Source organism: Stenotrophomonas sp. YJH_SMC_64, from assembly GCF_059371375.1.
The window spans coordinates 32,142-49,272 of sequence record NZ_JCAFUN010000013.1; the positions used below are offsets into that span (position 1 = coordinate 32,142).

The following is a 17,131-nucleotide window of genomic DNA, read 5'->3' on the forward strand; positions in this document are numbered from 1 at the left end:
TTTCACGCGCTACCCTCTGCGACGGCTCGCCACAGGCGATCCAAACGACCATACGCCGTAGTATGCTTATTCCAACGCACCGCCTCCAGAGGACCTGCGCCCATGCTCCACCGTTTCCGTATCGCCTTGATCGTCCTGAGCACCCTCGCCCTTGCCGCCTGTGGCAACGGCATCGTCAAGCGTGTTTCGGAACCGGCGGCCAGCCTGCAGCAGCTGACCGTGCGCGCCGACGGCAACTGGACCGTGGCGCTGCGCCTGCAGAACTACAGCTCCATGCCGATGACCTTCGATGACGTCTCGCTGGCACTGACCGTCGGCGACAGCGACGCCGGCACCCTGCAGGCCAAGCCCGGTATCTCCATCGGCGGCACCTCCGCGGATGTCATCAATGTCGACCTGGTGCCCAGTTCGGCCGCACGCCTGGTGGTGGCCGATGCACTGGCCGGCAACCGCACCCTGGCCTATGGCCTGAAGGGAACGGTCGCGGCCACGCCGCAGGAAAAGAAGCAGCGCAGCTTCGATATCAGCAGCCGCAGCACCCTCAACCAGGCCCCGGGCCTGCCGGGCGTGCTGCGCTGATTTCCACCTTCCGTCGCGGCGCCTGGCGCCGCTCTCCCCTGCCCTGATCAAATCGAGACGTACCGATGAGCAGCTACACCGCCCCGCTTTCCGACCTCCGTTTCGCCCTGCACGACGTGCTCAAGGTCGAACCCCTGTTCGCCCGCCTGGGCTTCACCGACGCCACCGCCGACGTGGTCGATGCCGTGCTGGAAGAAGCTGGCCGCTTCAGCGCCACCGTGCTGGCCCCGCTCAACAGCGTTGGCGATGAGATCGGCTGCGTGCTCGACCAGGCCACCGGTGAAGTGACCACCCCGCCCGGCTTCAAGCAGGCCTACGACCAGTTCGTCGATGGCGGCTGGACCGGCCTGACCGCCTCGCCGGAACTGGGTGGCCAGGGCCTGCCGCACACCCTTGGCGTGCCGCTCAACGAAATGATCAACGCCGCCAACCTGGCTTGGGGCAACTTCCCGCTGCTCTCGCACGGCGCCATCGAAGCGCTGAAGCAGCACGGCGAGGCCTGGCAGCACGAGGCCTTCCTCAAGCCGCTGATCGAGGGCCGCTGGACCGGCACCATGTGCCTGACCGAGCCGCACTGCGGTACCGACCTGGGCCTGCTGAAGACCAAGGCCGAGCCGAACGCCGATGGCAGCTACTCGATCACCGGCACCAAGATCTTCATCACCGCCGGCGAGCACGACCTGACCGAAAACATCGTGCACCTGGTGCTGGCCAAGCTGCCCGACGCCCCTCCGGGCGCCAAGGGCATCTCGCTGTTCGTCACGCCCAAGTTCAAGGTCGACCGCGATGGCAATGTCGGCGAGCGCAACGCACTGCGCTGCGGCTCGATCGAGCACAAGATGGGTATCAAGGGTTCGGTCACCTGCGTGATGAACTTCGACGGTGCGCAGGGTTACCTGGTCGGCCAGCCGCACAAGGGCCTGCAGGCCATGTTCACCATGATGAACACCGCGCGCCTGGGCGTCGGCCTTCAGGGCATCGGCCTGTCCGAGCGCGCTTACCAGAACGCACTGAAGTACAGCCGTGAACGCCTGCAGTCGCGCGCCCTGAGCGGTGCGAAATTCCCGGACAAGCCGGCCGACCCGATCCTGGTGCACCCGGATGTGCGCCGCATGCTGCTGACGGTGAAGTCGCTGGTCGAAGGCAGCCGCCTGCTGGCCCTGCACGCCGCCACCCTGATCGACGTCGCCCACCATGCCGAGGATGCCGCCGAGCGCGAGCGCGCCGACACCCTGGTGAGCTTCCTGACCCCGATCTCCAAGGCCTGCCAGACCGAATGGGGCATCGAGAACACCTACAACGCCCTGCAGTGCTTCGGTGGCCACGGCTACATCCGCGAACACGGCATGGAACAGCTGGCCCGCGATGCCCGCATCACCACGCTGTATGAAGGCACCACCGGCATCCAGGCGCTGGACCTGATCGGCCGCAAGACCGCCTCCAGCCAGGGCGCCGGCCTGAAGCTGATGCTGGCCGAGATCGAAGCCTTCGCCAAGGAGCATGAAGGCAACGAAGCGCTGGCCGAGTTCATCGGCCCGCTGCGCGCCAAGGCCGCCGAATGGGGCAAGCTGACCCTGGACGTGCTGCAGCGCGCGGCCGGCAATCCAGACGAACTGGGTGCGGCCAGCTACGACTACCTGTTCTATTCGGGCTACGTGGTACTGGCCTACTGGTGGGCCCGCAGCGTGGCCGCCGCCGACGCCAGCGCGCACGGCGCCGCCTTCGCCCAGGGCAAGCGCGAAACCGCCCGCTTCTACTTCGCCCGTGTGCTGCCGCGCACCCTCAGCCACGCCGCCGCGATCCAGGCCGGCGCCGCCCCGCTGATGGCGATGGACGACGAGCGCTTCGGCGCCTGAGCCGGGCTGCCGCCCGGCACCCGCGGTAGTGCCGGCCGCTGGCCGGCAACCGCAATAGCTGGCTTCCTGCGGGATGGCGAGGTGGGTCCAATTGCGGGGGACGGCGCAAATACGTTCCTTTAGCCTCGATCGCGCCATCCATGGCGCTCACGCCCCCGCAACCGGACCCACCCCGCCTTCGACAGATTTCCGCTGCTGCAGATCCACGCCACGCGTGGATGAGAACCCCCTAAATCCCTCTGGAGAAGAGCCCCCTTTTGTTAAAGGGGGCGCGCCGACAGGCGCGGGGATTAGGAAGAATGCGCGGGCAACCCAGCGCGCCAACGGCGGGCTGGGTTGCTAAAGGGGGCGCACCGACAGGTGCGGGGGATTAGGAGGAATGCGCGGACCTGAATCGTTGCGATTTGCGTATCGCCGACAGGCGATACACAAATCGTCAACATTCAGGTATAAGCTGTTCTCCCGATGGAGACAGACACTACACGCTTGGGTCTGATCGAAGCCGGAGCTCCGTTTTCTGCTCCGGGCGCCGAAGCATCGCCCAACGCCACGACGCTGCATCGCCCCGGTTCGGTCCGGCTGCTCTCGCTTGATGCCCACGGACGCGTACTGGACTGGATCACCTGGCAGGATGCGGCGTGCCTCTACGCCCGCGAAGCGGTGGCCTGGACGCTGGGCGATCCCTGCCTGCACATCCACGGCGGCACCAATCGCTTCAGCGGCCTGCAGAGCGGCATGGACCTGCACCCGATCATCGCCGCGCGCGGCCATGCCCGCTCCCGCGCGATCGACCCCACGCCGAACCTGACCAACCCGGCCCTGTTCGCCCGCGACGCCCACCTGTGCATGTACTGCGGCCAGCAGTTCAACCGCCCCACGCTCACCCGCGACCACGTCGTGCCACTGTCCAAGGGCGGCCTGGACTGCTGGGAAAACGTGGTCACCGCCTGTTTCCACTGCAACTCGCGCAAGAGCGACCGCACCCCGCAGCAGGCCGGAATGCCGCTGCTGGCCGTGCCCTACCGGCCCAGCTGGATCGAGCACCTGATCCTGTCCAACCGCAACATCCTGGCCGACCAGATGGCCTTCCTGAAGGCGCAATTGCCCAAGCGGTCGAAACTGAGCACCTGAACGCCTGAAAATGCAACCCTCACCGTCCTGTCACGGACGGCGGCGTTTGCTTGCCCCACCCCCGTTTGAGGGCGAAAATGGGCATTCAGAAAAAGTGCGAACATGATGATCGACTCTGCCCGCTATCCCCGCCTCGCGCGCATCCAGACGCCGGATGACCTGCGCACGTTCGACGAATCCGAACTGAGGGCGGTTGCCGACGAACTGCGCGCCTACCTCATCGAATCGGTGGGCAAGAGCGGTGGCCACTTCGCCGCCGGCCTGGGCGTGATCGAACTCACCGTGGCCCTGCACTACCTGTACCAGACTCCGGTCGACCAGCTGGTCTGGGACGTCGGTCACCAGACCTACCCGCACAAGATCCTGACCGGGCGCCGCGACCAGATCCACACCGTCAAGCAGAAGGACGGCGTCGCGCCATTCCCGAAGCGCGAGGAGAGCGAATACGACACCTTTGGCGTCGGCCACTCCTCCACCTCGATCTCGGCGGCACTCGGCATGGCCATTGCCCGCCAGTCCGAAGGCGACGACCGCAAGATCGTGGCGGTGATCGGTGACGGTGCGATGACCGCCGGCATGGCCTTCGAAGCGCTGATGCACGCCGGCGGCATGGACCCGGAACCGAACCTGCTGGTGATCCTCAACGACAACAACATGTCGATCTCCGAGGCGGTCGGCGGCCTGACCAAGATGCTCGGCCGTGCCACCGGCAGCCGGACGCTCAATGCGCTGCGCGAAGGCGGCAAGAAGATCCTCGGTGACAAGAAGAACAACCCGGCGCGTTTCGTGAAGCGCTGGGAAGAACACTGGAAGGGCATGTTCGTGCCGTCCACGATGTTCGAGGAGATGGGCTTCCACTACACCGGCCCGATCGACGGCCACGACATGCCCGCCCTGCTGTCCACGCTGAAGACGCTGCGCGCCTCCAAGGGCCCGAAGCTGCTGCACGTGATGACCACCAAGGGCAAGGGCTACGAGCCGGCCGAAGGCGACCAGATCGGTTACCACGCCGTGGGCCCGTTCGATCCGGACAAGGGCCTGGTGGCCAAGGCCGGTGCCAAGAAGCCGACCTATACCGATGTGTTCAGCGACTGGCTGTGCGATGCCGCCGCCGCCGAGCCCCGCCTGTACGGCATCACCCCGGCGATGCGCGAAGGCTCCGGCCTGGTGCGTTTCAGCAAGGAATACCCGCAGCGCTATTTCGACGTGGCGATTGCCGAACAACATGCGGTCACCCTCGCCGCCGGCATGGCCACCCAGGGTGGCAAGCCGGTGGTGGCGATCTACTCGACCTTCCTGCAGCGCGCGTACGACCAGCTGGTACATGACGTGGCGATCCAGGACCTGGACGTGCTGTTCGCGATCGACCGCGCCGGCGTGGTCGGCCCGGACGGTGCGACCCACGCCGGCAACCTCGACCTGAGCTTCCTGCGCTGCGTGCCGAACATGGTGGTCATGGCGCCATCCAATGAAGCCGAATGCCGGCAGATGCTCAGCACCGGCCTGCAGCACCCGGGCCCGGCTGCCGTGCGCTATCCGCGCGGCACCGGCACCGGCGTCGCCGCTGGCACCGACCTGTCCACCCTGCCGATCGGCAAGGGCGAGCTGCGCCTGCAGGGCAGTCGTATCGCCCTGCTCGCCTTCGGCAGCACCGTGGCCGCCGCCGAACAGGTTGGCCGCGAGCTGGGCCTGAGCGTGGTCAACATGCGTTTCATCAAGCCGCTGGACCGCGAGCTGGTGCTGGCTGTCGCCGCCCAGCACGAGGGACTGGTGACGATTGAAGACAACGTGGTGGCCGGTGGCGCCGGCTCCGGCGTCGGTGAGCTGCTCAATGCCGAGGGCGTGCTGCGCCCGATCCTGCATCTGGGCCTCCCCGACAGCTACCAGCACCACGCCAGCCGCGAGGACCTGCTGGCCGAAGCCGGCATCGACGCAGCGGGCATCCGTGCGGCCGTGCTCAAGCGTTGGCCGCAGCTGGTCACAGGTACCCCGCCGCTGAGCGCGGCGGGCTGAGGCCGATTGCCAGCGCATGGCGTGGATAGCGGGACCCGGAAACAGGATCTGGCCTGACACCCCCGCCCTCAGCCGTAGCTGACCGCTTCCACGAAGGCGCCGCTGGCTTCCACGCGCACCGCGGCGCGCTGCCCGGTATCGACAAAGTGCAGGCGCGCCAGGGTTTCAGCGAAGTCGAACGCGCGGGCACCGTCGCGGAAATCGATCGGCTCCGGCCGGTCCGGATGCAGCACGCGCCATTGGCGCTGTTCGCATTGCAGGCGGATCAACATGCGGCTCACTCCTTGAGGCAGCGTATCGACGGTAGCGGGACATTCCTGCCGATCACGGCAGGCATCGTCGCAACAGATCAGGGACACACAGAGATGCCCTGATCGCAGAAGATACGGCAATTCAAAATGTGAGCTGTATCAGATTTTTCTGATTTTAGAGGGGCACGCTCAGTTCACCTGGAACTGTGCCCGGCAGCCGTCGCTGACCCAGATGCCACGACGATCCCAGCCCCAGGTCTGGCCCTCGATGCAGGCACTGCGCGAATCCTGGCGAACCAGGCGCACGCCGCGGCGGATGCGGGCGTCGCAGTACTCCTGGCGATGCCCATTGGAATGACAGGTGATCACCTCGCCGCCGCCCCAACCGTTGCCGTTGCCCCAGCCACCCCCATTGCCCCAGCCACCGCCACGACGGTACTCGCCGACGAACTCGGCGCGGCAGCCCTGGGTCACCCAGACGCCATAGCGCGACTGGCCCCAGGTCTCACCTTCCACGCACGGCGAGCCGGACAACTGGCGGATCATCCGCGCGCGGCCCTCCAGACGGCACTCGTTGCTACGGTTCTTGATCGACTCGCAGCGCACGATGCCGCTGCCTTCGCGGCCACCGTAGCGGTCATCGTCATAGCCGTAGCCATAGCTCTGCGCCTGGGCGCCACCCGCCGCCGCCAGCATCGGCAGCAGGGTGCAGGCCAGGGTACGCCAGGTGAGTGCCTTGCCCATCGAGATCTCCAGATGAATACGATGGCGCAAGCATCCGGGATTCCCGGCACGGCGCACAGGGGGGCGCGTGACGCCGGTTTTTCCCCATTCAAACAACGCAACCGTAGCTGACTGCACGCAACGACCGGCATCAGTCTCCTACGTGCAGGGCATCCACCGCGCTGCCGAGCGCCTCGACCCGCACCGTGCTGCGCTGGCCGGTGCGACGGTGGTGCTCGAGGGCCCGCGCCGCGGCGACATCGAAAGCCTCGGCGCCCCGCGCATATCGGGTTGCGTCATGCACCTGCGGATCCAGCACGGACCAGTGCCGGGCGTTGCGTTGAACGGTAATGACCATGAGGGGCTCCTGCGGATGGAAGGATGCGACGGCAGGCGGACGGTCCACGTGCCGGTACACCTTCAGGCTAGCGATCACCTCAGGGGTGGCCCATCAGATTTGTACGAAAATGCCGCGCCCTCCGGTCAGCCCTTGCCTGCCCTCACATCCCTGAGTCCATTTAGCCTGTTCATTCCGTGATTCTTGTCACGGAGTCAGCCGGGCTTCACACTACCGTCATCAACAGGGGCCCCTTCCACATGCGCACCTTCTTCTCGCAGCAGCGTTGGACGCTGCTGAAGTTCTATTTCGTGGCCAGCTACCTCGTGCTGATCGAGGAACTGATCCGCGCCGCCATGCACTGAGCGCTTGCTGCAGGGCTATTTGCGACAGACACTGTCGCTTTAGGCACGGAGCCCGCCCGATGAAAGCGCTTCTTCTGATTCCAGCCCTGCTGGTGCTGTCCGCCTGTGCCAACCAGCATCAGGCCGCTGCGCGTGCCGATACGGCGGCCACTTCGCCCGCCACGCCGAAGGTCGGTGGCGACCGCGATGCCCACGGTTGCATCGGTTCGGCCGGCTACCAGTGGTGCGAGCACAGCCAGCGTTGCGAACGTCCGTGGGAACTGGCGCAGGCACAGGGCCTGGCCAACACCGCCGAAGCCATCGATGCCTACTGCGCGAAGCCGGCCAGCCCGGCGCGCAAGTGAGTCGCGCCGCCCATGGCTGAGCTGAGTCCGCTCCCCACCCTGGCCCCAGGCCGCTACCGCCACTTCAAGGGCGGCGAGTACGAAGTGCTCGACATCGTCCGCAGCAGCGAGACCCTGCAGCCGATGGTGCTGTACCGCGCGCTGTATGGCGAAGGTGGCCTGTGGGTACGCCCGTACGCCATGTTCGTCGAGCAGGTGCCCGGCGAGCACGGACCGCAACCGCGTTTCGCCCGCGTCGACGCATGAGGGTTCCGCTGCCGGCCATGGCCGGCAGCGCGCGGTAACGCGGCGGGCCTGCGTTACAATCGTACCGTCCAGTCGGTTTCTTCCCGCCATGTCCGCATCCCCCTCCCGTTCGCGCCGCAAGGCGCCCGACAGCGTGCGCCAGTCACTGCTGCAGGCCACCATTGAAGTGATCGGCCGTAACGGCCTGGCCGCGCTGACCGTGCAGGACGTCGCGCAGGCCGCCGGTGTCAGCAAGGGTGCGTTGTTCCATCATTTCAGCAGCAAGCAGGTGCTGGTGGATGAAGCCATCGGAGCGCTGATTGGAGAATTCGAAGCGCGCGTGCGCGCCCTGCTGCAGGAAAACCCCGAAGGCCATGGCCGTTTCAGCCGCGCCTATGTACAGGCCAACTTCGAGCATCTGCTGCAGCAGGAGCAGGACAACGACATCGGCCTGACCTTGGGCAACCTGATGGAACCGGGCCTGCTTGCGCACTGGCGCAACTGGAAGCGCGCGATGCTGGCCGAGTTCCCTGGCGAAGCCGGCGACCCACGGCTGTACGCGGCGCGCTGCGCTGCCGATGGCTACTGGGCCACGGCCTATGGGCGTCCGCTGGGCGAGGAAGAACGTGCCAATGCATTGGCCATGGCCGAACAGGCCCTGAAACTGTGCGACCCGCAGTGAGCTGGAGCGCTCGATGAATCCCTACCTCTACCTTGCCGCTGCCATCGTGCTGGAAGTGATTGCCACATCACTGCTGAAGGCATCCGACGGCATGAGCCGGCTGGCGCCGACACTGGGCGCACTGGTCGGCTACGGGCTGTGCTTCTACCTGCTGTCGATGACCATGAAGTCGATCCCGACCGGCATCGCCTACGCAATCTGGTCCGGCGTCGGCATCGTGCTGATCTCACTGATCGGGCTGGTGGTGTTCAAGCAGCGCCTGGATGCACCGGCGTTGACCGGCATCGGCCTGATCTGCGCCGGCGTACTGGTGATCAACCTGTTCTCGCGCAGCAGCGCGCACTGAGCACGCTGCTGCGCGATCAACGCTAGCTGACCTTCTTCGCTACGGTCATGCCGAGCAGGAACAGCACCACGGCGATGATGATGCCGGCCCAGAACAGGAACTTGGCGATACCGACCGCGGCACCGGCAATGCCACCGAAGCCGAGCACGCCTGCGATCACACCGATGACGGCGAAGATGATGGCCCACTTGATCATGTCAAACCTTTCCCCGCGGGGACTGCGTACTGGATGATCAGGCTAGGCCGTGGCCGATGCGGCAATCGTGAACAGGCCGCGTGCGCGGCGTGAATCAGCGCGGACGGAAGCGCAGCAGCGCGACGGCAAACGCCAGGAACACGCTGCCCACCAGGCGCTCGAACCAACGTCGCGCAAACGGCTTGGCCAACCAGCGGCGAAGGCCATGGCCACCGGCCGCATACATCACGTACCAGAACAGTTCGCACGCGGCAAAGGTGGCCACCAGCACGCTGTACTGCAGCGCCTGGCCGCGTGACGGGTCGACGAACTGCGGCAGGAACGCCGCCGCGAACAGCAGCAGCTTGGGATTGCTCAGGCCCACCAGAAGGCCACCACGGAACACCTTCCACGCGCCCAGCGAGGCCGCAACCGGCGGCGTAGCATCGACCGTCACCGGCGGTGCCGGCCGGCAACTGTCACGCCATGCCTTCAGGCCCAGCCAGGCCAGATAGGCCACGCCCAGATAACGCAGCACCTCGAACAGCATCGGCGACGAATGCAGCAGCGCACTCAGGCCTGCTGCGGAGGCCGCCAGCACCAGCAGCATCGCCAGCAGGCAGCCGGCCATCGCCGGCACACTGCCACGGAACCCCAGCCCGACGCTGCGACCGAGGATATGCAGCATGTTCGGCCCCGGCGTACCACACAGAACGAACACCGTGGCGAGGAACCACCACCAGGTATGCAGGGCCATAGCGCACATCCACTTCAGAAGATCCAACCAGCATAGAGTGCGCCGGGCCTGGCGCGGCACACACAGCGCAGCATGGATGTGGTGGTTACAGATCGCCGCCATCGGCAACCGGGCACCATCTGTGCTGCAATGAGGGCTCCTGGCACGGAGCGGCGCATGAAGACCCTTGGCCTGATTGGTGGCATGAGCTGGGAAAGCTCGGCCCAGTACTACCGGCTCATCAACGAGGAGGTACGGCGGCGGCTCGGCGGTGCGCACTCGGCACAGCTGCTGCTGTGGTCGGTGGATTTCGCCGGCATCAAGCAGCTGCAGCACGAAGGCGACTGGGACACCCTGGGTGACCACATGGTCGATGGCGCGCGGCGCCTGCAGGCGGGCGGCGCCGACCTGCTGCTGATCTGCACCAATACCATGCACAAGCTGGCCGACCGCATCGAGGCGGCCTGCACGCTGCCGCTGCTGCATATCGCCGACCCCACCGCCCAGGCCATCGTGCAGGCAGGCGCACGCAAGGTGGGCCTGCTCGGCACCGCCTTCACCATGGAACAGGACTTCTACCGCGGCCGGCTGCAGGATCGCTTCGGACTGGAGGTGCTGGTACCCGAAGCCGATGATCGTCGCAGCGTGCACGACATCATCTACCAGGAGTTGATCGCTGGTGTGGTCAGCGAGCACTCACGGCAGGTCTATGCCGGCGTGATCGCGCGACTGGTGGCGCGCGGTGCCGAAGCAATCATTCTTGGCTGCACCGAGATCATGCTGCTGGTACGCCCGGAGGACAGTGCAGTGCCGCTGTTCGATACCACCGCCCTGCATGCGCGGGCCGCCGTGGACACGGCCCTGGCTTGAATCAATGCGCGCCGGAGCGCGGAATCAGTCCGCGCCCTGCACCTCCAGCGCGGTGATCAGCCACTCGACCACCGCCGGTGAATCGCACAGGAAGAAGATGGCGTCACCGGAGCGTGCTTCGGTAAGCAGCCGATAGATCGTGATCGCCACCGCCGACTGGTTGGCGATGAACACTTCCGGGCTGCGCGGCCCTTCACTATGCCCGGCAACAGCATGCAATGCCTTGCGCGCAGCCACAGTGGCAGCCGGGTCCGCGCTGCGGGTCAGTTCCGGCCCGCGCAGCCCCCAGGCAACGAACACATGCTTGCCCTTGAACGTAGTGTCCAGGATCCGCACCTCGGCGCCACCTGCGTCGGCCGAGCGATGAATGACGGTACTGCTGATCAACGCAACCCCCTGTGGTCGTCGTGGTCCGCGCATCCTCCCCCACAGGCCGCCCGCACACCAGTGACGGCAGCCACAGGCTGCGCCGACAGGCGTGGAAGACATGTAAGAAGGTGTAAACCGATGCGATCGGATGTGCAGCGATGATACGGGATGTAAGCCTCTGCATGGGCTGGTGCGCACTACTAAATCCCTCCTGAGCCGCTTCCGGAACGATGCGTTCCGACGGCCCCGTGCTGGGTCATTCTTGCCGCCCGAATCCCCGCCCGAGGCTCCCCCATGACCCTTCGCCCGCTGCTGCCGATCACCGGCGCCGCCCTTGCCCTGCTGCTGGCCGCCTCCGCCGTGGCCGCCCAGGACTACGACACTGATCACATTCCAGCGCTGCGCTGCGAATCCCAGTTCAACAAGACCGAGCAATGCCCCATCGAGGGACCGATGCGCCTGGCCAGGCAGCTGTCGGTGACCCGTTGCGTGGAAGACCAGAACTGGGGCCAGAGCCGGCGCATGCTGTGGGTGACCGACGGCTGCCGCGCCGAGTTCGTTGCCGACGAACACGGCCGCTGGCCGGGACGTGGCCGCAGCCGTGATCGCGACAACGAGGGCGAACGCCTGGTCTGCGAGTCCTACGAGAACAAGGACAAGGAGTGCCGGATTCGCGTGCGCCATGAGGTACGGCTGGTCAGGCAGAAATCGGTGACAGCCTGCATCGAGGACCGCAACTGGGGCTGGGACCGCCGTGGGGTGTGGGTCAGCGACGGCTGCCGTGCCGAGTTCCGGGTGTATTGACTGCCGGCCGCGCGCTGGCTGCATCGAGCAGGCGTGCGTGCCAGGCGGAGTCGATAGACTATGGCCTGCACGGCAGGGAGCACGACATGGAACGATGGTATCTGGCGACGCTGCTGGCGTTGATCCTGCATCAGATCGACGCTGCGTTCTGGCAGGAATGGGCCATGTTCCATGTCCCCGGTGGCATCCAGGGCTTCCTGCTGTTCAACCTGTTCGCAGTCGGCGCCGTGCTTTGGGGTTATCGCCAGATCGTGCTGGGCACATCCACGGCGCGCAGCTATGCACTGGCGTGCGGGGGGCTCGGCATTGGCACGGCACTGATCCATCTGGCCTTTGCCCTGTTCGGTCGCAGTGAATTCCACCTGCCGCTGTCGATTGCCGTCCTGCTCGCCTGCTTTGTGTCGGGTGGCGGCCTGTTGCTGAAGCTGCGCCCGCGATGAACCGGACGTCCTCTTCTCCGCACCTGCGCGACGGCATTCCGCAGGACGCAGATGCCTTGATCGCGCTCGACAGCGTGGCAGCCACTGATCCACGGCGGATCATGCAGATTGCCGACTGGCTGGCGCACGGCGTCGTGCAGGTCGCCGAGCAGGACGGCAAGATCGTCGGCTACCTGGTCATCCATCACCACTTCTTTGGCGAAGCCTTCATTGAAATGTTGATGGTGGCGCGCGAACAGCGCAGCCAGGGCATCGGCGCCATCCTGCTGCGGCACGCGATCACGTGGCGCGGTGGCGGCAAGCTGTTCACCTCGACCAATGCCTCCAACACGGGCATGCAACGCCTGCTCGCTGCCGCCGGCTTCGTGGGCAGCGGCATCGTGCATGGCCTGGATGAAGGCGATCCGGAACTCATCTACCGCTTCGCGGAAGACTGATCAGCATCTGCAGAACGCACAAAAAAGCCCACGCATTGCTGCGCAGGCTCCTTGATTCATCACAGTGGTCGGGACGGCCGGATTCGAACCGACGACCCTCTGCCCCCCAGGCAGATGCGCTACCAGGCTGCGCTACGCCCCGACTGATGCTGCGACGTGCCCGCCAGTGCGGCGGGCCGTGAAGTATAGCGGATTACGATGGAAATGGGATCAGCGGCGCAACAACTGCAGCACTTCTTCCAGCTCCATGCGCACCTGCTTGATGATCTGGTTGCTCAGCGCCGATTCCTCGCGGGCATCGGGGCCATCCAGGCGCAGGCGGGCACCACCGATGGTGTAGCCCTGTTCGTACAGCAGGCTGCGGATCTGCCGCACCATCAGCACGTCATGGCGCTGGTAGTAGCGGCGGTTGCCTCGGCGCTTGGCCGGCTCAAGGCTGGGAAACTCGGTTTCCCAGTAGCGCAGGACGTGCGGCTTGACGTCGCACAGCTCGCTGACCTCACCAATTGTGAAGTAGCGCTTGGCCGGGATCGGCGGTAGTTCGCGGTTACTGCCCGGATCCAGCATAAGCCTCCACCCTCTCCTTGAGCTTCTGGCCCGGACGGAAGGTGACCACCGTACGGGCGGAAATCGGAATTTCCTCGCCGGTCTTGGGGTTGCGACCCGGGCGCTGGTTCTTGCGCCGCAGATCGAAATTACCGAAGCCCGACAGCTTCACCTGACGTCCCTGTTCCAATGCTTCACGCAGCACATCGAAAAACGCGTCGACGAATTCCTTGGCTTCACGCTTGTTCAGACCGACTTCGTCGAACAGCTTTTCCGCCATCTCCGCCTTGGTCAATGCCATTGCCTGCTACCCCCGAGTGCTGCCCGCTCAGCCGCGGATCCGGGCGTGGTGTTCACGCTCGATGGCAGTGACCGCCTCGGCCACCACCGCATCCACGTCGCGGTCCGTCAGAGTGCGCGACTTGTCCTGCAAAATCAAGCCCATAGCGAGACTCTTGAAGCCCGGCTCGACGCCCTGGCCAACATAGCGGTCGAACAGGTTCAGGTCGCGCAGCAGCGGGCCGGCGGCCTGGCGGACGGTCGCCGCCAGGTCGGCCCAGGCCACCTGCTCAGGCACCAGGAACGCCAGGTCGCGGCGCACTGCCGGGAAGCGCGACAGCTCGCCTGCACGCGGCAGGCGACGGGCGGTCAGCGGTTCCAGGTCCAGTTCGAAGGCGTACACGTCGGCTTCGATGTCCATCGCCCTGGCCAGGCGCGGGTGGATCTGGCCGATCCAGCCAATCGCCACGCCATCGCGGAACACCTCGGCCGAACGCGCCGGGTGGCCGTAGGCGCGGGCCGACGGACGGAACTCCAGCTGCGCGCCACTGGCAGCCGCCAGCGATTCCAGGTCGCCCTTCAGGTCATGGAAATCGACCTTGCGGGTCGGCAGGCCCCACTGCACCGCCTGCGCCTCACCGCAGACCGCAGCGGCCACGCGCGGGGTTTCCAGCGGCGCCGGTTGGCCGTCTCCGCTCTGCTGGGCAAACACACGGCCGATCTCGAACAGGCGCACGCGGCCCAGCTGGCGCGCGGCATTGCGGCCAAGCGTGGCGACCAAGCCCGGCAGCAGCGAAGGACGCATCACCGCCAGTTCCGCCGACAGCGGGTTGGCCAGCGGCACCAGACCGTCGCGCAGCTGCCACTGGGTCAGCAGCGCGTCGTCGACGAAGGCGAAGTTGACGGTTTCCTGCTGGTCACGGGCGATCAGCTGGCGGCGCACGCTCAGCGCGTCCAGCTGGGTCTCGCTCGGCATCGCCACGCGTGAGGCACCGCCCGGCAGCGTGGTCGGGATCTGCTCGTAACCGTGGATGCGGGCCAGCTCTTCGATCAGGTCTTCTTCGATGGCGATGTCGAAGCGGCGGCTCGGCGCCGTGACCTGCCAGCCCTCGGCGGTGGCAACCACGTCCATGCCAAGCGCGCGCAGGATGCGCTCGACTTCGGCATCGTCGATGCTGATGCCGAGCACGCGGGTGATGCGGGCGCGGCGCAGCACGATGGTCGCCGGCTGCGGCAGATCGGCTTCACGCACGGCCTCGGTGACCGGTGCCGGGGTACCGCCGGCCAGGTCCAGCACCAGGCGGGTGGCGTACTCGATCGCGGTGCGCGGCAGCGCCGGATCGACGCCGCGCTCGAAGCGATGGCCGGCATCGGTGTGCAGGCCCAGCTTGCGGCCACGGCCCATGATCGCGGCCGGCGCGAAGTGCGCGGCTTCCAGGAACACGGCGGTGGTCGCGTCGGTGACGCGGGTGTCGAAGCCGCCCATCAGGCCGGCCAGGCCGACCGCACGGTCAGCATCGGTGACCACCAGGAAGCTGTCGTCCAGCGCAGCATCGCGGCCGTCCAGCAGCTTCAGCGTCTCGCCCGCGCGCGAACGGCGCACGGCGATGCTGCCCTGCAGGGTGCCCAGGTCGTAGGCGTGCATCGGCTGGCCCAGCTCCAGCATCACGTACTGGGTGATGTCGACCAGCAGCGAGACCGGACGCACGCCGCTGCGGCGCAGGCGCTCGGCCATCCACAGCGGGGTCCTGGCGGCAGCATTGACGCCTTCGATGACACGGCCCAGGTAACGCGGCGCTTCGGCGCCGGCGTCGAGCTGGATCGACAGTTCGCGGTTGCCAACCGGCACGATGGCATCGGCGGCGAAATCCAGCACTTCACTGCGGGTGGCGGCGGCGACGTCGTAGGCGATGCCGCGCAGGCTGAAGCAGTCGGCGCGGTTCGGGGTCAGCTTGATCTCGATGCTGGCGTCCGGCAGGCCCAGGTACTCGACCAGGGTCTGGCCGATCGGGGCATCGTCCGGCAGTTCCAGCAGGCCGGACGCATCGCTGTCCAGGCCCAGCTCCTTGGCCGAGCACAGCATGCCGTTGGACTCGACGCCACGCAGCTTGGCCGGCTTGATCTTCAGCTCGCCGATCTGCGCGCCAACCATCGCCAGCGGCGCGACCAGGCCCGGGCGTGCGTTCGGTGCGCCGCACACGATCTGCAGCAGTTCGCCCTGCCCGGCATCGACCCTGCACACCTGCAGGCGGTCGGCTTCCGGATGGCGCACGGCTTCAACGATGCGTGCCACGACCACGTGATCGAGGCCTTCGCCAAGCGCGGTTACTTCTTCCACTTCCAGGCCGATGGCGGTCAGCACCGCGCTCAGCTCATCGCGCGAGGCGGAGGTCGGGACGTGGCTGCGCAGCCAGTTTTCGGAGAATTTCATGGTGTCACCCTGGTGGGAGGCGGGCCTCCCGTTGCGGTTTTTGGGGTCGCCCAGCGCATGCGCAAGCAGGCGTCCATCCAGAAAGCAGCCGAGCGTGGCTCGGCTCTACACGGTTGCGGCTTACGCGAACTGCTTCAGGAACCGCACATCGTTCTCGAAGAACGCGCGCAGGTCGTTGACGCCGTAGCGCAGCATCGCAAAGCGCTCCACGCCCATGCCGAAGGCGAAGCCGGTGTAGCGCTCCGGATCGATGCCGACGTTGCGCAGCACGTTCGGATGGACCATGCCGCAACCGAGCACTTCCAGCCAGCGGGTGCTGCCATCGGGCTGCTGCCAGGCGATGTCCACTTCCGCGCCCGGTTCAACGAACGGGAAGTAGCTGGGACGGAAACGCATCTCGAAATCGCGCTCGAAGAACGCGCGCACGAACTCGGCCAACGTGCCCTTCAGGTCGGCGAAGGTCGAATGCTCGTCGACCAGCAGGCCTTCCACCTGATGGAACATCGGCGAGTGGGTCTGGTCGCTGTCGCTGCGGTACACCTTGCCGGCGGCGATCATGCGCAGCGGCGGCGCGTGGTCGCCCATGTAGCGCACCTGCACACCGGAGGTATGCGTGCGCAGGAGGCGGCCGTCGCCGAAGTAGAAGGTGTCATGCATGGCGCGCGCCGGGTGGTGCGGCGGGAAGTTCAGCGCCTCGAAGTTGTGCCAGTCGTCCTCGATCTCCGGCCCTTCCGACAGCTCGTAGCCCAGCCGGCCGAAGATGCCGGTGATGCGCTCCAGGGTGCGGGTGATCGGGTGCAGGCCGGCACGGTCGCCATTGCGGCCCGGCAGGGTGATGTCGATGGCTTCGGCGGCCAGGCGCGCATCCAGTGCCGCGTCTTCCAGCAGCGCCTTGCGCTCGCCCAGCGCGCGGGTCAGCACGTCGCGGGCCTGGTTGATCGCTTCACCGGCGGCCTTGCGCTCGTCGGCCGGCAGGGCACCGAGCTGCTTGAGCTGCGAGGTGATGCTGCCGCTCTTGCCAAGCAGGGCCACGCGCAGCTGCTCCAGCACGTCGGGGCTCTGTGCGGCGGCCACATCGGCCAGCGCCTGAGTGGTGAGGGATTGGATGTCGCTCATGGGGGGCTGGAACTCCAGTCGATCTGCCATCGCGATGCGCGAAGGGCCGACCCCTGTCGCCACCGCCGTCCCCGCG

22 protein-coding genes and 1 tRNA gene are annotated in these 17,131 nt (G+C 66.6%); 12 read left to right on the forward strand and 11 right to left on the reverse strand.

Annotated elements, in window-relative coordinates:
* Positions 1–102: 102 nt before the first annotated feature.
* From AC5P9L_RS14895 to dxs, 4 genes are all read left to right on the forward strand, one after another.
* On the forward strand, positions 103–579 hold the full coding sequence (locus AC5P9L_RS14895) for an LEA/WHy family protein (RefSeq protein WP_049395301.1): 477 nt from the start codon (positions 103–105) through the stop codon (positions 577–579).
* Positions 580–644: 65 nt separating this feature from the next.
* Positions 645–2,435, forward strand: coding sequence for an acyl-CoA dehydrogenase C-terminal domain-containing protein (locus tag AC5P9L_RS14900; protein WP_065183448.1), 1,791 nt, complete (start codon positions 645–647; stop codon positions 2,433–2,435).
* A gap of 465 nt (positions 2,436–2,900) precedes the next feature.
* Positions 2,901–3,566: an HNH endonuclease gene (locus tag AC5P9L_RS14905; protein ID WP_005410414.1), complete on the forward strand. Its 666-nt coding sequence runs from the start codon at positions 2,901–2,903 to the stop codon at positions 3,564–3,566.
* Between the two features lie 105 nt (positions 3,567–3,671).
* Positions 3,672–5,579, forward strand: a complete 1,908-nt coding sequence (gene dxs, locus AC5P9L_RS14910; RefSeq protein ID WP_099498004.1) for a 1-deoxy-D-xylulose-5-phosphate synthase — start codon at positions 3,672–3,674, stop codon at positions 5,577–5,579.
* A gap of 68 nt (positions 5,580–5,647) precedes the next feature.
* Here dxs and AC5P9L_RS14915 read toward each other — a convergent pair whose 3' ends face one another.
* The 3 genes from AC5P9L_RS14915 to AC5P9L_RS14925 form a co-directional block, all read right to left on the reverse strand.
* The gene (locus tag AC5P9L_RS14915; protein WP_005410416.1) at positions 5,648–5,851 is read right to left on the reverse strand and encodes a hypothetical protein; all 204 of its coding nucleotides are present in this window, start codon (positions 5,849–5,851) and stop codon (positions 5,648–5,650) included.
* 168 nt (positions 5,852–6,019) lie between these two features.
* Positions 6,020–6,574: a DUF3011 domain-containing protein gene (locus tag AC5P9L_RS14920; RefSeq protein ID WP_049430631.1), complete on the reverse strand. Its 555-nt coding sequence runs from the start codon at positions 6,572–6,574 to the stop codon at positions 6,020–6,022.
* Between the two features lie 130 nt (positions 6,575–6,704).
* On the reverse strand, positions 6,705–6,911 hold the full coding sequence (locus AC5P9L_RS14925; RefSeq protein WP_005410418.1) for a hypothetical protein: 207 nt from the start codon (positions 6,909–6,911) through the stop codon (positions 6,705–6,707).
* Between the two features lie 403 nt (positions 6,912–7,314).
* Here AC5P9L_RS14925 and AC5P9L_RS14930 point away from each other — a divergent pair, with 403 nt between their 5' ends.
* From AC5P9L_RS14930 to AC5P9L_RS14945, 4 genes are all read left to right on the forward strand, one after another.
* Complete coding sequence (locus AC5P9L_RS14930) at positions 7,315–7,599, forward strand: hypothetical protein (protein ID WP_005410420.1); 285 nt, start codon at positions 7,315–7,317, stop codon at positions 7,597–7,599.
* A gap of 12 nt (positions 7,600–7,611) precedes the next feature.
* Positions 7,612–7,845: a DUF1653 domain-containing protein gene (locus tag AC5P9L_RS14935; RefSeq protein WP_005410421.1), complete on the forward strand. Its 234-nt coding sequence runs from the start codon at positions 7,612–7,614 to the stop codon at positions 7,843–7,845.
* A gap of 88 nt (positions 7,846–7,933) precedes the next feature.
* Entirely contained in the window at positions 7,934–8,506 is a 573-nt protein-coding gene (locus AC5P9L_RS14940; RefSeq protein ID WP_099490299.1) for a TetR/AcrR family transcriptional regulator, read from the forward strand.
* A gap of 13 nt (positions 8,507–8,519) precedes the next feature.
* Complete coding sequence (locus AC5P9L_RS14945) at positions 8,520–8,852, forward strand: SMR family transporter (RefSeq protein WP_005414055.1); 333 nt, start codon at positions 8,520–8,522, stop codon at positions 8,850–8,852.
* A 22-nt stretch (positions 8,853–8,874) separates the two neighbouring features.
* Here AC5P9L_RS14945 and AC5P9L_RS14950 read toward each other — a convergent pair whose 3' ends face one another.
* Complete coding sequence (locus tag AC5P9L_RS14950; RefSeq protein WP_005410424.1) at positions 8,875–9,048, reverse strand: DUF1328 domain-containing protein; 174 nt, start codon at positions 9,046–9,048, stop codon at positions 8,875–8,877.
* 94 nt (positions 9,049–9,142) lie between these two features.
* A complete protein-coding gene (locus AC5P9L_RS14955; RefSeq protein WP_005410425.1) occupies positions 9,143–9,784 on the reverse strand; it encodes a LysE family translocator in 642 nt (213 codons plus the stop codon).
* 156 nt (positions 9,785–9,940) lie between these two features.
* Here AC5P9L_RS14955 and AC5P9L_RS14960 point away from each other — a divergent pair, with 156 nt between their 5' ends.
* On the forward strand, positions 9,941–10,633 hold the full coding sequence (locus AC5P9L_RS14960) for an aspartate/glutamate racemase family protein (RefSeq protein ID WP_262101882.1): 693 nt from the start codon (positions 9,941–9,943) through the stop codon (positions 10,631–10,633).
* Between the two features lie 24 nt (positions 10,634–10,657).
* On the opposite strand, the gene AC5P9L_RS14965 is transcribed toward AC5P9L_RS14960, so the two are convergent.
* Complete coding sequence (locus AC5P9L_RS14965; protein ID WP_315974381.1) at positions 10,658–11,053, reverse strand: hypothetical protein; 396 nt, start codon at positions 11,051–11,053, stop codon at positions 10,658–10,660.
* A gap of 243 nt (positions 11,054–11,296) precedes the next feature.
* Here AC5P9L_RS14965 and AC5P9L_RS14970 point away from each other — a divergent pair, with 243 nt between their 5' ends.
* The 3 genes from AC5P9L_RS14970 to AC5P9L_RS14980 all read left to right on the forward strand — a co-directional run bounded on the left by AC5P9L_RS14970 (position 11,297) and on the right by AC5P9L_RS14980 (position 12,683).
* On the forward strand, positions 11,297–11,806 hold the full coding sequence (locus AC5P9L_RS14970) for a DUF3011 domain-containing protein (protein WP_262101880.1): 510 nt from the start codon (positions 11,297–11,299) through the stop codon (positions 11,804–11,806).
* Positions 11,807–11,892: 86 nt separating this feature from the next.
* The gene (locus AC5P9L_RS14975; protein WP_043035591.1) at positions 11,893–12,246 is read left to right on the forward strand and encodes a DUF6713 family protein; all 354 of its coding nucleotides are present in this window, start codon (positions 11,893–11,895) and stop codon (positions 12,244–12,246) included.
* Positions 12,243–12,683: a GNAT family N-acetyltransferase gene (locus tag AC5P9L_RS14980; RefSeq protein ID WP_005414059.1), complete on the forward strand. Its 441-nt coding sequence runs from the start codon at positions 12,243–12,245 to the stop codon at positions 12,681–12,683. Before AC5P9L_RS14975 ends, AC5P9L_RS14980 begins: the two co-directional genes overlap by 4 nt.
* A 65-nt stretch (positions 12,684–12,748) precedes the next feature.
* On the opposite strand, the gene AC5P9L_RS14985 is transcribed toward AC5P9L_RS14980, so the two are convergent.
* From AC5P9L_RS14985 to AC5P9L_RS15005, 5 genes are all read right to left on the reverse strand, one after another.
* Positions 12,749–12,825: transfer RNA gene (locus AC5P9L_RS14985), tRNA-Pro, on the reverse strand.
* A 68-nt stretch (positions 12,826–12,893) separates the two neighbouring features.
* Positions 12,894–13,250: a MerR family transcriptional regulator gene (locus tag AC5P9L_RS14990; protein WP_005410431.1), complete on the reverse strand. Its 357-nt coding sequence runs from the start codon at positions 13,248–13,250 to the stop codon at positions 12,894–12,896.
* The gene (locus AC5P9L_RS14995; RefSeq protein ID WP_005410432.1) at positions 13,231–13,530 is read right to left on the reverse strand and encodes an integration host factor subunit alpha; all 300 of its coding nucleotides are present in this window, start codon (positions 13,528–13,530) and stop codon (positions 13,231–13,233) included. Before AC5P9L_RS14995 ends, AC5P9L_RS14990 begins: the two co-directional genes overlap by 20 nt.
* Positions 13,531–13,557: 27 nt before the next feature.
* Positions 13,558–15,939: a phenylalanine--tRNA ligase subunit beta gene (pheT, locus tag AC5P9L_RS15000; protein ID WP_262101879.1), complete on the reverse strand. Its 2,382-nt coding sequence runs from the start codon at positions 15,937–15,939 to the stop codon at positions 13,558–13,560.
* A 120-nt stretch (positions 15,940–16,059) separates the two neighbouring features.
* Positions 16,060–17,055 carry a phenylalanine--tRNA ligase subunit alpha gene (locus AC5P9L_RS15005; protein WP_005410434.1) on the reverse strand — a complete coding sequence of 332 codons (996 nt, stop codon included), beginning with the start codon at positions 17,053–17,055 and terminating at the stop codon, positions 16,060–16,062.
* Between the last annotated feature and the right edge of the window lie 76 nt (positions 17,056–17,131).

What these genes read in the sequence shown, in the direction of transcription:
- AC5P9L_RS14955 (WP_005410425.1), bottom strand. Translation starts at nt 9,784, where the DNA reads ATGGCCCTGCATACCTGGTGGTGGTTCCTCGCCACGGTGTTCGTTCTG.
- AC5P9L_RS14900 (WP_065183448.1), top strand. Translation starts at nt 645, where the DNA reads ATGAGCAGCTACACCGCCCCGCTTTCCGACCTCCGTTTCGCCCTGCAC.
- AC5P9L_RS14995 (WP_005410432.1), bottom strand. Translation starts at nt 13,530, where the DNA reads ATGGCATTGACCAAGGCGGAGATGGCGGAAAAGCTGTTCGACGAAGTC.
- AC5P9L_RS14935 (WP_005410421.1), top strand. Translation starts at nt 7,612, where the DNA reads ATGGCTGAGCTGAGTCCGCTCCCCACCCTGGCCCCAGGCCGCTACCGC.
- AC5P9L_RS14895 (WP_049395301.1), top strand. Translation starts at nt 103, where the DNA reads ATGCTCCACCGTTTCCGTATCGCCTTGATCGTCCTGAGCACCCTCGCC.
- AC5P9L_RS14905 (WP_005410414.1), top strand. Translation starts at nt 2,901, where the DNA reads ATGGAGACAGACACTACACGCTTGGGTCTGATCGAAGCCGGAGCTCCG.
- AC5P9L_RS14940 (WP_099490299.1), top strand. Translation starts at nt 7,934, where the DNA reads ATGTCCGCATCCCCCTCCCGTTCGCGCCGCAAGGCGCCCGACAGCGTG.
- pheT (WP_262101879.1), bottom strand. Translation starts at nt 15,939, where the DNA reads ATGAAATTCTCCGAAAACTGGCTGCGCAGCCACGTCCCGACCTCCGCC.
- AC5P9L_RS14990 (WP_005410431.1), bottom strand. Translation starts at nt 13,250, where the DNA reads ATGCTGGATCCGGGCAGTAACCGCGAACTACCGCCGATCCCGGCCAAG.
- AC5P9L_RS14925 (WP_005410418.1), bottom strand. Translation starts at nt 6,911, where the DNA reads ATGGTCATTACCGTTCAACGCAACGCCCGGCACTGGTCCGTGCTGGAT.
- AC5P9L_RS15005 (WP_005410434.1), bottom strand. Translation starts at nt 17,055, where the DNA reads ATGAGCGACATCCAATCCCTCACCACTCAGGCGCTGGCCGATGTGGCC.
- AC5P9L_RS14965 (WP_315974381.1), bottom strand. Translation starts at nt 11,053, where the DNA reads ATGCGCGGACCACGACGACCACAGGGGGTTGCGTTGATCAGCAGTACC.
- AC5P9L_RS14980 (WP_005414059.1), top strand. Translation starts at nt 12,243, where the DNA reads ATGAACCGGACGTCCTCTTCTCCGCACCTGCGCGACGGCATTCCGCAG.
- dxs (WP_099498004.1), top strand. Translation starts at nt 3,672, where the DNA reads ATGATCGACTCTGCCCGCTATCCCCGCCTCGCGCGCATCCAGACGCCG.
- AC5P9L_RS14975 (WP_043035591.1), top strand. Translation starts at nt 11,893, where the DNA reads ATGGAACGATGGTATCTGGCGACGCTGCTGGCGTTGATCCTGCATCAG.
- AC5P9L_RS14970 (WP_262101880.1), top strand. Translation starts at nt 11,297, where the DNA reads ATGACCCTTCGCCCGCTGCTGCCGATCACCGGCGCCGCCCTTGCCCTG.
- AC5P9L_RS14920 (WP_049430631.1), bottom strand. Translation starts at nt 6,574, where the DNA reads ATGGGCAAGGCACTCACCTGGCGTACCCTGGCCTGCACCCTGCTGCCG.
- AC5P9L_RS14915 (WP_005410416.1), bottom strand. Translation starts at nt 5,851, where the DNA reads ATGTTGATCCGCCTGCAATGCGAACAGCGCCAATGGCGCGTGCTGCAT.
- AC5P9L_RS14960 (WP_262101882.1), top strand. Translation starts at nt 9,941, where the DNA reads ATGAAGACCCTTGGCCTGATTGGTGGCATGAGCTGGGAAAGCTCGGCC.
- AC5P9L_RS14950 (WP_005410424.1), bottom strand. Translation starts at nt 9,048, where the DNA reads ATGATCAAGTGGGCCATCATCTTCGCCGTCATCGGTGTGATCGCAGGC.
- AC5P9L_RS14930 (WP_005410420.1), top strand. Translation starts at nt 7,315, where the DNA reads ATGAAAGCGCTTCTTCTGATTCCAGCCCTGCTGGTGCTGTCCGCCTGT.
- AC5P9L_RS14945 (WP_005414055.1), top strand. Translation starts at nt 8,520, where the DNA reads ATGAATCCCTACCTCTACCTTGCCGCTGCCATCGTGCTGGAAGTGATT.